The organism is Allobosea sp. 05T422_2, from assembly GCF_056396265.1.
The window spans coordinates 1-12,163 of record NZ_JBFTLD010000204.1 but is presented as its reverse complement, the minus strand read 5'-3'; the positions used below and the strand labels follow the sequence as shown (position 1 = coordinate 12,163).

Genomic DNA, 12,163 nt, shown 5'->3' with positions numbered 1-12,163 from the left:
TAGGTATAGGGCGCCCCCGGCTCCGGGCTGCGCGGTCCGGCCGTGATCACGCCGGCGCGTTTGAGCGCCGCAACGCTGTCGCGGCTCATCTCCTTGCCAAAGACCTTGCCGAGCTCGCTGCGGGTGATCGGCTGCAGATAAGCGATCCCCGAYAGAAACAGCATCTCGCTCGGTGACAGGCCGGCGGCCGCTTGCGGCACTCCCGACACCGCCCGGATCGCCGGCCCAAAAGCACCGCGCGTCCGGTGTTGCCAGCCCCCGGCGACGGCGACCAGGTCATAGGGGCGGCCGCGCAGCTCCTCGCGAATGTCGGCGATGATCAGATCGATCGCACAGTCGCGACCAACCAGCTGCGCCAGCACGTCGCGCGAGACCGGCTCCGGGGCGGCAAAGATCACCGCCTCGACCCGGCCCATCCATTCGCGCCAGCGCAATTCGGGCGGCAGCTCGGCCAGTTCGGTGTCGAGCGCACTCTCCGGTTTAGAGCGACGCGCCATGGCTCAGAGCCCATAGATGCGAAAGGTCGGCCGGCCCGACAATTCGCGGACCGCACCGAGCGAGACGAGCCGGTCGAACAGACGGCGCAGACCGCGATCCGAGATGCCGCCGATCTCGGCCGAGCCAGCCAAGGCATCATCATTCAGCAAAGCGGCGATCACCGCACCAGAACCTTTCGCCCGCAGTTTGGGCGCCGCCGCCTGGAGGATTTCGGCCCGGCGCGCCAGCTCGCCGGCCAGGTCGATCGCGCGACCTGCCGCTTGCGCATAGGCCAGAGCCACGGCCGTCTGCCAGCCCTCCCCGCCCGGGCGCGGACGTTTTCCGGTCGGGCCGACCCGTGCGGCAGGATCGAGGATCGTCGTCGCCCGGAGCGGCACCGGCAAAACCCATTTGAGCTTTTGGGCGAGCACGGCGTCAGCCAGCCAGAGCGCCAAGACCTCGGCATCCGGGCGCACCTTGACGACGCGCTCGCTCAGCTCGGCCACGGCGACGATCGCCGCCCGGGCCGAGCGGGCCGCGTCAGAGGCCAGCTCGGCAAGCGCCGCGAGCTCCGCCGTGCTGAGGGCCAAATCAAACGCGGCGGCGGCCCGCGCGATCGCCTCTGGCGAAAAATCTGGCGAGCGGGCAACGAGGTGCCGCCAGGCCAGCAGGACACGCCCAGCCGGACCCGGGTCGTCGCCAGGCCGGCGCAGCAGCTGCACGTCGCGCAACTGGTTTTGATCCTCGCGGCGGCCGAGCAGGCGCAGGCTCGCGGCCGCGGCCTGCAGCGCCAGGCGCTGCCGAAACACCCCGCTCCACGGCGGCGTGTCACGGGCAATCGCATCGAGCACAGCCAGGCTGGCGCCCGCCTGAAAAGCCGCATCAAGCGCCTGATCGGATTGCGGTTTTGCCCGCACCCAGCCGGGCACCGGCCGGACGGGCAAGGATAAAGGAGCCAGGGGCGCGGCGCGGCGAAGCATGCCAGCAGCATAGCGAGAAGCGGCGCTTTATGCTACTCTTTCTACGAAAAAGCGCCGCGCCTGTCATTGTGACAAAATGAATGATAATGTTGCATTATCATTCATTCCTGCCATCATCCGACAATGCTGACTCTGGCCGCGGGAACGCCCGACCAACCTCCGAGACGAAACCACCGAGCGTCCGCTCCGGTCGTCCGGTCGGCGATCACATTGCACATGGTTAACGACGGGCCTATCAAGCTAGCCTGTCTAGCTAGGAGATTCGCGCGATGGAGTGGCCGTTGCAGGATGCCAAGAACCACTTTTCGAAGGTGGTCCAGCGCGCGCGCAGCGAAGGCCCGCAGGTCGTGACGCTGCGGGGCGAAGCGGCGGCGGTCGTCCTCTCCACACAAGCCTATGAGGCGCTGCGTGCGGCACGGCCGACACTCGTCGATGATTTGGTGGCCGCGCCGCTCTGGGACGAAGCGCTTGCGCGAGGGCTCACACCCGCGCGCGGGACGGCCGGTCGCGAGGCCGTCTGATGTACCTTCTCAGCACCGATTTCGTTGCCGAGGTTCGCACGGGATCACCGCCGGCGGTCGCTTGGCTGCGCGCCATCTACCCCTTGGGCGTCTATCTGAGCGTGATCACGCTTGGTGAGCTCGGCCGGGCCATCGCCGCACACCGGCCGCGCGAACCCGACCAAGCGGCCCAGCTCAGCGAATGGCTGCGCAAGCTCCGCCATGACCATCACGATCGAATCCTGCCGGTCTGCGACCGCGTGGCGGCCGCGTGGGGCCGGATCGCCTCCCCTGCCCCTGATGCGGTGGCGGACGCGCTGCTTGCGGCAACCGCGATCGTGCATGACATGATCGTGGTCAGCCGCCGGTCAGACCAATTCGAGACGATGGGCGCCTCGGTCGTCAATCCCTGGGACGTCCGTTGATAGGGGCGCAGTCATGAGCAGCGACACGGGGTCATCCGGAACAATCACCCCCTCACCTCCCATGGCGCCCGATGTCGCTGCGCAAAGTGTCCTCTCACCGCAACTCGAGGATCTTGCCGGTCGGGCCCGCCGCTACGTCGAAGCGGCCAGCTCGCCCAATACGCGTCGCGCCTATGCCTCGGACTGGAAGCATTTTTCGGGCTGGTGCCGTCGCCAGGGCATTTCGGCTGGGGAGCCCGATCCCCAGGTCGTCGGGCTCTACATCACCGCCCTTGCCTCCGGCACCGCCAGTGGCGATCGGCGGCCGTCAACGGTGAGCACGATCGAACGCCGCCTCTCTGCCTTGGCCTGGACCTACGCTCAGCGCGGTCCCCCCCTCGACCGGCAGGATCGCCATATTGCGACCGTGCTCGCAGGGATCCGAAACACCCACGGTCGTCCACCAGTCCAGAAAGAGGCGGTGCTGCCGGAAGACGTCATCGCCATGCTCGAGACGCTCGATCGCGCCAGCCTGCGTGGCCTGCGCGATCGCGCCATGCTGCTGCTTGGCTTCGCCGGCGGTCTTCGGCGCTCGGAGATCGTCGGCCTCGATGCTGGTCCGGACCACAGCGAGGATGGCCGGGGCTGGGTCGAGATCCTCGACAAGGGCATGATTGTGACGTTGCGCGGCAAGAATGGCTGGCGGGAAGTTGAGATCGGCCGCGGCTCGTCGGACACGACCTGCCCCATCGCCGCGCTGCAAACCTGGCTCAGGTTCGCCAGGATCGCACACGGGCCGCTGTTTCGCCGCGTGACCGGCCAGGGCCAGGACGTCGGTCCTGAGCGCCTCCTTGATCAGGAGGTGGCGCGTCTCGTTAAGCGCACGGCCCTGGCTGCCGGCGTGCGCGGCGACCTTCCTGAAGGGCAACGGGCCGAGAAGTTTTCTGGTCACTCGCTCCGGGCCGGGCTCGCCACCTCGGCCGAGGTCGACGAGCGCTATGTCCAAAAGCAGCTCGGGCACGCCAGTGCCGAAATGACCCGGCGCTACCAGCGCCGCCGCGATCGCTTCCGGGTCAATCTCACCAAGGCAGCTGGCCTTTAGAGCTTAGCCTCAGGCCCGGAGCGAGATTCTGCTCGGAACGGTCGGCCGACGCGGCTGTGGGCTGAGTTTATCCGCGACTTTCAACGTCGCTAAAACACAGGGGCGGACATAGTCCCTCATGTCAGCGCGCCAGCGCTCCGTCATCAGCTCCCAGCGCAGCTGATGCTGACGTCGGACCGTCTCATGAAGAGCCTTCGCTGCCGCTTCGACAGCGAGTTCAACGCGATTCGTCATCACACCACGCCCCTCGTCTACGATTCCCCGACCGCTAAGCTATGGGCAATGCAAGCCAAGCGAAACGGCCGGATCGCTCGATCAGCCAACAATTCACTGCGCAACAGCTTGGGCGCCGCACTGCACCTTGCGGCTCAGCCAACCCGGTCATGCCGCAGCCGAACTGCCCCGCCGTGATCAGCGCCGGCGCGATCGGCAGATCCGGTCCCCAGCGCCAGAGCACAAGGTTGAGATCATCGCGCTCGACCGCATGCTCTCTCCTGCCCTGCTCCGTCGTCAGGTCAGCGACATCCTCACTATCGATCTCATAGGAACACAACACACAGGCGTCGATGCGATGCGCAAAACCCAGGTTGGCCTCCTTGATCGCGGTCATGATGCTCAAGCCGAGATACAGCGCGGGGATCCCCTTTGGGTTGAAGCGGGCGCCCCTGATCGCCGCGCCATCCCCCGACAGCGGCTTGAAAGCCCAGCGCGGATCATGTGCCCGGTAGCAGGTCCCGACAAACCTCACGCAAAGCCGCCAAGCGCCATGTGGTCGAGATAGTCCCGAACGGCCGCAGCCTTGCCCTCCTTGACCAGTGCCTCGGCGGTTCGTCCGCCAAAGGCCGGCAGGGGCTGAGCCCGATACCAGGCCATCGCCTGCTCTTTGCCACCCGCCCATTCCGAGACGCAGCTGATGATTTCGAGCATTTCGCGGAGCCGGCCCTGGGTCCGTCGCGCACCGCTCCGCTCGGCTCGGCTCGGTATAGCGTCTCGCGAGCGAGACCCGCGGTTTCGGCGAGCTGGGTCTTCGACATGCCGAAGCCGTCCGCCAGCTGAGTGATCGCAATCCTGCCGGCCCGGTCCATATAGGATAGGACCAGGGATTCGCTCTGCAGCGGAGCCTTCACAGCTTGAGCCATTCTGCCCCCTTTGCCACATCTAGTCGCACATTCACCTGACAGAATATAATCGCCCAGTTTCAACCTCAGGCCCTATTCGAGGCAGAGCTTGCGCTCCTGACAGGCCGGCACCCGATCGACCATCCTAAGGCTCGGCTCGAATCTGTCGAATTCAGCTCCAGCGCGTCCACACAAAGCGCCGCCGCGGTCGCTTCCAGGTCAATCTGACCAAGGCTGTCGGGTTGTAGTAGCCGCCCTCCCCTGCGGTGTACACCTCGACGATKCCCGGAAAGGTCAGGATGACCGCAATGTCTCATCGAGTAGTGCCTTCGCCATTGAGAGACTGTTGCGTGCTACCTCGTCGAAGCTGGGCTTGAAAATGCCCTCCCCTGATCCAACTCAGGCTCATTTCCTCCCATCGCGGTGCTGACAATGCGATAGCCGCGCTTCGTCTTTCTAACCAGCCAATCCTCCAGCGCCTCAGCCGCTTCGTCGAGATCTCCGTACAGATCCAACCGTCGCCGGCCGAAACTGCCCCATCGCCCCCACTCGCGCACAAGCGCGAACTCGTCAAACAAAGTCGGTTCGACGGCCAGGACATAAAAGCGGGCCATGTTGCGCGTCTGGTCCCGCCGTTCGAGGACCAGCATTTGCAGCTTGTAGTGAGGAGCTTCGAGCACGTGTTCCATGCCGCMACTTCATCCTCACGGCCTGACGACGTCCAACGCAAAGCGTGAATCGATTGGCGATCATCGATTCACCAGATTGATGCGAGCCACCCGAATGAACACTCTTGCTGGTTCCCCTCCCCCAGCCAGCCTGCCTCGCCTCATCACGCGAGGCAGGCTGCGGCTTCATTAACCTTAACGAACTTCCACGGACGATCACGCACTTCGCTTTTCGCGCATTCGGGATCCGATCAACGCCATCAGCATTGGCCCTAATGAGAACTCACCCGCCTCGGCTCGCCGCGTTAGGTTTCTCAGATAGCCCCCCGCGCTGTTGATAGCTTCAGCCTTCTGCAGAATGGCGGCGACCACGATCGATGCCTCTATCTCTCCCAAGACCGCCAGTGCCCCGGCCCAGGCGCTCGGACTAATTCCGAGGATAGGCCTGACCACCGCTACGGTTGCCACCAAATCCCTCCAACTCGAGATACCGCCACGACTGTAATCAATGATGTCCGGGCAGGCGTCCAACACCATCCCTAAGGGATAAGCGCGAACTGGCAGGCGCGTCGCTTCAAGCTCTCCCTCCGAGGCGACCCCCCTGCTTTCTCGAAAGCTAGGTTCAGAGTCAGTGAGGGAGTCTGGTTTTGAATTCTGTATGTGACGCTCAATATGAGACTCAGTGCCGCTCATATTTTGATTTTTAACGTGCATTTCCAGAAGGCTGTGCACCTCGTCCGCAAGCATCGAAAGCTGCTGCGCTAACGGCTCCAGGACGACCGCCGAGCCCTTCCGTGGCAACCGGGCGAGGAGGGTGAGCAGTACGCCTTGAATATCGGCCCAGCTAGCGGGACCTACCCCCTGATGTTGGGTCGGAATGCTCTCTTCTATGCCCATCGCTATCATCTTCGCGAGGTCGCGACGGCAGATCGTGATGCGCTCTCGTACAAGCTTCAGCGCCCGCTCTTCAGCGCGAACCTCTTCTGCCCAGGCTTCGAACTCCTCGGCCCGCGCGACCAGCGGCGCCAAATCGAAACCAAAAGCGAGCTCGATCTCGCCGTGGCTGCCCTTGCGCGCATAGCGCTTGCCGTTGGGGCTGTCGCGGCGAACGATGAGTCCCGCATCTACAAGGACAGCAAGATGCCGGCGCAGTGTCGCCGGTGCCATACCATGGGCGCGCAGACAGAGTTGGTGGTTGGACGGGAAGACGATCAACCCTTCACCAGTCAGCACGGTCTCTGGATGAAAGGTCAAAAGGGCATCTAGGACGGCAAGCGCCCGCTCGGACACGCCGACCCGGGTCTTCGCCGTGCAGATGTCACGAAACACATTCCATTTATGAGTCGCCTTGGCGGGCGGGCAAGCGTCTGCAATCACTTGGCCTGCAACATGCGCAAGCGTCAGCGTTCGCCGCCCAAAGGGCGTCGTCGAAAGTCTTTTTTCCATGGGTCTTCGCCTGATTAGGGCAAAAGAAGTCCGCTCGCCGAAAAGGCGCTCAAATCCCAATGGGACTCTTGACGGGGATTCAGGGAAGTGCGATTCTCAAGTTGCCGACTATGAGAAGGGCTTCCGGAACACCGTTTCGGGGGCCTTTTTCTTTGCCTACTGCCGTTAGCTTCGTTGTTGACCAGGCCGTCGAGAACTCCACACCGTCGGACCTAGTCTAGCTGCTCCCATTCGCTCTCCTTCATTCCCAGCGTTTCAAAACCTTGCCAGCTGACAAGGTCTCCTCACCCGGCGTCCTTCGCAGCACTGGCCTGGCTCAAGTACCGGTCCATTAGTGAAGGCAGTTCGCCCCTGAGGAACTCTGCGAATGAAGCCGCATGAGCTCGATCAACGACGAGGCGCACCTCTTTGGACGTAAAACTCGCTCGCCCGAGTCGGTCTCCGGACCCGGCAAGCAGCGCGACTTCTGTCTGAGCCGGCGAACCTGATGGCTGCAAAACCCCAAGAACCTCGCGAAAGCGTTCGTCAGAGGGCAGCGCCAAAACCTTGTCAGCTGACAAGGTTTTCCGAGCCAGTTCGAGCAGCGCTGGTTTTTCCCCAACGGCCCCCGCCAACTCAAGCCAACGCGGCCGCCCGACCTTTGGCGCGCGACCAATCATCGTAATCAGATCGATGGGTAGCGCGCGCCAGATGGAACGCATCCGCGCCATCTCCTGATCGTCCAACGACAGTGCCGCTTTGATGTCGCGAGGCTTAATCCCCGCGTTCTCCATTCGCCACGCGAACAAGGCGCGCTCTATCCAGGTCAAGTCTTGGCGGCTGCCATTCTCGAGGCCCTGTGCAACCACCAACTCAGAATCAGAAAGTGACCGGACCAACGCCTTTACCKGGACACCTAGGTCGCGTGCAGCTCGGACACGACGGTGTCCGTAGATGACCTGGTAGCGCCCCTCCAGCTCCGAATGCGGCCGAACCTGGATTGGGATCTGTTGTCCTTCTTCCAGAAACGTCTTTCGAAAGGCTTCAAACTCGACAGGAGAATCGTCCGCTAACCGATCAGGGAACGGCGACGGGTCAATCAGCGCCGGATCAAGTTCCTTAAGGCCAGCGGCCCCGGACTCGACCAATGCTTTGAGTCGATCGCGCTCCTCGCGAATATCGGATAGCGTCCGCTGTGTGGCTCCGATTACTCCCGCAGGAACTCTCGGAGGCGGGGTGTTCAGCGCGCTGTCGAGGTTCGGATCCGTTTCGCCTGCGGCGGAACTCGCGGTCAGCGAGAGCGCCCCAAAGCTGGAGACGATCGAGCGGCGAGGCGGCTTACTCATGCCCGCCCCCAGGTCTGCTTTATCAGATCCAGAATTCCTTCATTAACTGCGTCGAACGACTCCCGTGCGCGCTTGAACGCATCTCGGCCGATCTCCCCCGACTCGAGCTCATAGATGCTACGCTTGGCGAGCCCCGCCGCCTCAACCGCAGTGCTTTCGACTGCCGTCGGCGTCATGACGTCATCAGGGAATAACGTCCGCAGCATCGAAACAATCTCGGTCTGCGGCTTGTCGTACGGATTGTTGCGAGTGACCAGATAGCGAAAGAAATCCTGGCGCATTGTGGCATTCTCGCCGGCGATCACATTGATCAGGTCACCCATCATCAACAAGAATTGGCTCATCGACGCCACATCGAGCATCGCTGGATGGATTGTCACGATCATACCCGTCGACGCGTAGATCGCGCCGAGCGTCAAATAGCCGAGGGAAGGGGGCGTATCGAGAACAACAACATCGTAGTCAGCTTCCACCTCGTCGATGGCCAAGCCGAGACGCTCGAAGAATAAGCTGTCTGTCTTTGCTCCTCGTGCGAGCACACGGGGCGTGTCGTACTCGAACTCCATAACTTCGAGGTTGCCCGGGACAAGATCGACGCCGTCAAAGTAGGTTTTCCGGATGATCTCGCGCATCGGCCGGCGCAACTCGTCGTATCGCAATGCCGCCCAGATCGTTTCGTTGTCGCCAACGTCGATCTCGGGCTGCGCACCGAACATCGCAGATAGTGAAGCCTGGGGATCGAGATCTATGGTCAGCACCCGATAGCCCTGAAGGGCGAGAAAGTGCGCCAGATGCAAACTCGTGGTGGTTTTCGCCGAACCGCCTTTGAAGTTCGCGACCGCGATAACTTGCAGGTGTTCGCCGCGGCGACGGTGAGGCAAAAAACGCAGTGCCTCCGCAGGCTTCTGCTGGGCAAACAGGCGCCGCAACTCATTTACCTGCGCAAGCGTATAAGCCCGATGATTGTTCTCAAGCCGAGCGGGCAGGGGACCTTTGCCCTCGTTCGACATCAGCTTCAGCGTCGAGTCAGGAATGGAGGTAAGCTTCGACACCTCATTCGTTAGAAAGTGTCGCAAATGCTTCTGTGCGTGAGGCGGGTACATCCGTTCACGCAAGACATTCAGCTGACGTGACAGGACACCAGCGTGCCGCCAGACGCGCTCCGCGGCTTCACTATGGCGGATATCCTTCGCCAGGGGGTCGGCCATTGGCGCTTCTTGTCCTCATTGTCGGGTTAAGGGCGTTTTAGCGCCCATTGCCCGACAAGCTACGCCACGATTCTCTGTGGGCGTCCAGCCATTTAACGTTAATGGATTCTTACCTATGTGGAGCTTTTGCCGAGTCTGAAACTTAAAGGTTGGGATCAGAGCAGGAAAGCCATTAAATATCATTGGCTTATCGGAATGCTCATGGCCTATTTCCGGACACGCTCCAGGCCAACTGGAGTATATGCCCTAGACGCGTCAGGAGATGGCAAAGTGACGCCCCCTGACGCGTCTAAGGGCAGATTGGTAGAATCAATCCTTGCCCAGAGGCCTAGTTGCTCAAAGCCGACAGGCGAAGTTGGGTGGGGTCGACAGTCTGCACGCCGCATATCCACCGTCGTCAAAACACGTCGCGGGAGCCGCAGCGCCGCTGGCTGCGGCAACGTTGCGATGAACCATCGGCTGGATGTCTAAGACGCCGGACAAAAAGCTCACGCGCGCGTGGTAACGCAGCGCCGGAAGTAAATCGGGATTGCTTCGACGCGGTTGTAATTTGACCAGCGGACCCGGTGCTTGCCGTCGGAGAACATCTTTTCGGAACGTTCGCCTTAGATCTCACGCTTGCCGACGAGGACCTCGACGGCTTCGAGTACCCGATTTGTCCGCATGGGCGAGGGCGCAAGAAGTGACGCGGGACGTCCCGTCGAGCACTTTTTTTGCGGCAGTTATTGCGTCAAACCAGCTTGTGACTCCGAATTACGAGCAAGGCCACTCGTCCAGCAGCTCCCTGAGCTTCACGTTCAGCGCGATCGCTGCACGCTCTAAGGTCGTCAAAGTGGGGTTGCGTACCCCCCGCTCCAGCCCGCTGACGTAGGTCTGCTCCACGCCCATACGTACCGCAATTTCATCCTGAGACAGCCCGGCTGCGATGCGGGCTCTCCGCATATTTTTCCCGAAGGTCTGCCGAACGTCCATGAACTGAACGAAGCGGAGCGCCTCTTCCATTTCTAGGTATTATAGTATCTAAATCGAAGCCCACGTCGCTACAACGCGGATAGAACGGATCTCAATTCCTCCTAGGTGCCGAACCATGAAAGAACCAACCGACGAAGAGCGGGCGCGCTTGAGCGGCTCCGTCATGCGCGTGTTCGTCAACATCGCGAAGCGATGGGATCTCCCAGAGCGGCGACAGCTTCAACTGCTTGGCTGCAGGCAGCGAGAATTTCACCGCTGGGTTCGCCTCTCCCGATGGCACAAGCCGCTGGTTCTCGAAACAGACACCATGATGCGGATTTCGGCGATCTTAGGAGTCTTTGGCGACCTGCGGCAGTTTTTGAGAACGGCCGAGGAGGAAAGGCGTTGGCTATTGCGCCCAATTGAGGCCGAACCGTTCGCTGGGCAGGCACCGATGGAACTTTTGTGCGTGTCGTTCGAACGTCAAATGGAAGTTCGGCAATGCCTGTCAGGCGTCGTCCGTCACATCGCCCCAAACGAAGCTGACGAGAACTTTCGGCCGTACACCGTCGACGACATAAAGTGGCACTGAGACTCGATGACTGAGATCCGCGCGATTTGCTTCGATGCCTTTGACACCGTTGTCGAGATCACCGATAAGCGGCAACCATTCCATGCGCTTCTTGCGAGCGAGCCTTCAAGAGCCGCCGCCGTGCAGGCGCTTACTCAGCCGCTCGGCCTTCGCGAGCTTTCGCGCGAGATCGCCACCTTCATTGATGAAGACAAGTTGGCGGAGCTTGAGGCCGATCTCAAGGCCGAGTGCGCTTCGACCCGGGCAAGGCCGGGCATGGATGGGGTTTGGGCTGCACTGCGAAGGGCGAGGCTCAAAATCGCCATCTGCTCGAATCTAGCGGCGCCATACGAGGAAGCGCTGATCGAGTGCCTCCCGGGCTTCCCGGACGCGTTCATTCTTTCCTTTCAAAGCGGGCTGATGAAGCCACAGAAAGAGATCTATCAGCTGGTTTCCTCGCAGCTCGAACTTAAGCTGTCACAGATATTGTTTGTGGGCGATAGCCGCGAAGCCGACGTGATGGGCCCCATCGCCGCAGGCGCCTCCGCAATGCCGATTGCCGAGTTCGAAGCGTCCTATGCCACGCGGCCATCGATCTATGCGCCAAGTAGGATCGTCAAACTCTTCGCCCGAATTGCCGCTGCCAAGGCAGGCTGAAAACTTCGGCCGCCCGCTCGATCGCGCGGCCATCTTCGAATGGACATAGAATGCGCCTGCTAGTGATTTCCGACATTCATCTCGAATGTGGAAAGTTCGAGTTTCCAGCCCCAATGCCCGAATTCGACGTCGCCGTTTTCGCCGGCGACATCGGTCAGCCAATTTCCGCAGCGGCCCAGTGGCTGTCCACGCAAAGGGAAATCGGACCGCTGCAAAATCGGCCGATCGTCTACGTTCCAGGGAACCACGAGTTCTACGGAACCGAATTCAAATCCAATCTTGCTAAGGGCGCGGAGGCGGCCGCGCTCGCCGATGTTGATCTGCTTTTTCGCCGGACGGTCATCATCAACGGCGTCCGCTTCGTCGGATGCATCTTATGGACCGATTACCGGCTGTACGGGACGCCGAAGCCATCCATGGTCTATGCCGGCCAAACGCTGAATGATCATCGCCTCATTCGCTATCGGGAAGAGGGAGGGCACTATAGCCGGTTCATGCCATGGCACGCTGCGGCAGAACACAGGCGGGACTTGACGTTTGTCCGGCACGAGCTTGCCACACCTCACAGCGGCCCGACTGTCGTGGTCACTCACCACGCCCCCCATCCACATTCGATCGCGTCGCGGTATCAGGGCAGCCCGCTTACGCCTGCCTTCGCTTCTGACCTCAGCAACATTATTGAAGAGTTTCAGCCTGAACTCTGGATCCACGGTCACGATCACGGCCTGAACTCTGGATCCACGGTCACGATCACGG

The 12,163-nt window shown here is 61.6% G+C and carries 13 protein-coding genes and 2 pseudogenes; 6 read left to right on the top strand and 9 right to left on the bottom strand.

What is annotated here, in order from left to right; genetic code table 11:
* A partial coding sequence (gene scpB, locus AC1DJT_RS26530) for an SMC-Scp complex subunit ScpB (RefSeq protein WP_476835207.1) occupies window positions 1–497 on the bottom strand: 497 nt, incomplete at its 3' end.
* A 3-nt stretch (window positions 498–500) separates the two neighbouring features.
* Window positions 501–1,457 (bottom strand): DUF1403 family protein, encoded by a 957-nt coding sequence (locus tag AC1DJT_RS26525; RefSeq protein ID WP_476769905.1) that lies wholly within the window; start codon window positions 1,455–1,457, stop codon window positions 501–503.
* 269 nt (window positions 1,458–1,726) lie between these two features.
* On the opposite strand from AC1DJT_RS26525, the gene AC1DJT_RS26520 reads away from it, so the two are divergent.
* From AC1DJT_RS26520 to AC1DJT_RS26510, 3 genes are all read left to right on the top strand, one after another.
* The gene (locus tag AC1DJT_RS26520) at window positions 1,727–1,978 is read left to right on the top strand and encodes a type II toxin-antitoxin system Phd/YefM family antitoxin (RefSeq protein ID WP_441480374.1); all 252 of its coding nucleotides are present in this window, start codon (window positions 1,727–1,729) and stop codon (window positions 1,976–1,978) included.
* On the top strand, window positions 1,978–2,382 hold the full coding sequence (locus AC1DJT_RS26515) for a PIN domain-containing protein (RefSeq protein WP_476769906.1): 405 nt from the start codon (window positions 1,978–1,980) through the stop codon (window positions 2,380–2,382). Before AC1DJT_RS26520 ends, AC1DJT_RS26515 begins: the two co-directional genes overlap by 1 nt.
* Window positions 2,383–2,443: 61 nt before the next feature.
* Window positions 2,444–3,463: a tyrosine-type recombinase/integrase gene (locus AC1DJT_RS26510; RefSeq protein ID WP_476835208.1), complete on the top strand. Its 1,020-nt coding sequence runs from the start codon at window positions 2,444–2,446 to the stop codon at window positions 3,461–3,463.
* A 427-nt stretch (window positions 3,464–3,890) separates the two neighbouring features.
* Here AC1DJT_RS26510 and AC1DJT_RS26505 read toward each other — a convergent pair.
* The 7 genes and pseudogenes from AC1DJT_RS26505 to AC1DJT_RS26475 form a co-directional block, all read right to left on the bottom strand.
* Window positions 3,891–4,211: pseudogene (locus AC1DJT_RS26505) on the bottom strand (RES family NAD+ phosphorylase); the annotation flags it as partial.
* Window positions 4,208–4,602: pseudogene (locus AC1DJT_RS26500) on the bottom strand (MbcA/ParS/Xre antitoxin family protein). The pseudogenes AC1DJT_RS26505 and AC1DJT_RS26500, both read right to left, overlap by 4 nt.
* A gap of 332 nt (window positions 4,603–4,934) precedes the next feature.
* Window positions 4,935–5,270: a WGR domain-containing protein gene (locus AC1DJT_RS26495; RefSeq protein ID WP_476769907.1), complete on the bottom strand. Its 336-nt coding sequence runs from the start codon at window positions 5,268–5,270 to the stop codon at window positions 4,935–4,937.
* A 195-nt stretch (window positions 5,271–5,465) separates the two neighbouring features.
* A complete protein-coding gene (repC, locus tag AC1DJT_RS26490; RefSeq protein ID WP_476769908.1) occupies window positions 5,466–6,695 on the bottom strand; it encodes a plasmid replication protein RepC in 1,230 nt (409 codons plus the stop codon).
* Between the two features lie 284 nt (window positions 6,696–6,979).
* Entirely contained in the window at window positions 6,980–8,020 is a 1,041-nt protein-coding gene (gene repB / locus AC1DJT_RS26485) for a plasmid partitioning protein RepB (RefSeq protein ID WP_476835206.1), read from the bottom strand.
* Window positions 8,017–9,228 carry a plasmid partitioning protein RepA gene (gene repA / locus AC1DJT_RS26480; protein WP_441492551.1) on the bottom strand — a complete coding sequence of 404 codons (1,212 nt, stop codon included), beginning with the start codon at window positions 9,226–9,228 and terminating at the stop codon, window positions 8,017–8,019. Before repA ends, repB begins: the two co-directional genes overlap by 4 nt.
* A 753-nt stretch (window positions 9,229–9,981) precedes the next feature.
* The gene (locus tag AC1DJT_RS26475; protein ID WP_441492550.1) at window positions 9,982–10,230 is read right to left on the bottom strand and encodes a helix-turn-helix domain-containing protein; all 249 of its coding nucleotides are present in this window, start codon (window positions 10,228–10,230) and stop codon (window positions 9,982–9,984) included.
* 85 nt (window positions 10,231–10,315) lie between these two features.
* On the opposite strand from AC1DJT_RS26475, the gene AC1DJT_RS26470 reads away from it, so the two are divergent.
* From AC1DJT_RS26470 to AC1DJT_RS26460, 3 genes are all read left to right on the top strand, one after another.
* Entirely contained in the window at window positions 10,316–10,771 is a 456-nt protein-coding gene (locus tag AC1DJT_RS26470) for a hypothetical protein (RefSeq protein WP_441480364.1), read from the top strand.
* Window positions 10,772–10,777: 6 nt separating this feature from the next.
* On the top strand, window positions 10,778–11,407 hold the full coding sequence (locus AC1DJT_RS26465) for an HAD family hydrolase (RefSeq protein WP_476769911.1): 630 nt from the start codon (window positions 10,778–10,780) through the stop codon (window positions 11,405–11,407).
* 50 nt (window positions 11,408–11,457) lie between these two features.
* On the top strand, window positions 11,458–12,163 hold a 706-nt coding region (locus AC1DJT_RS26460), incomplete at its 3' end, for a metallophosphoesterase (RefSeq protein WP_476835205.1).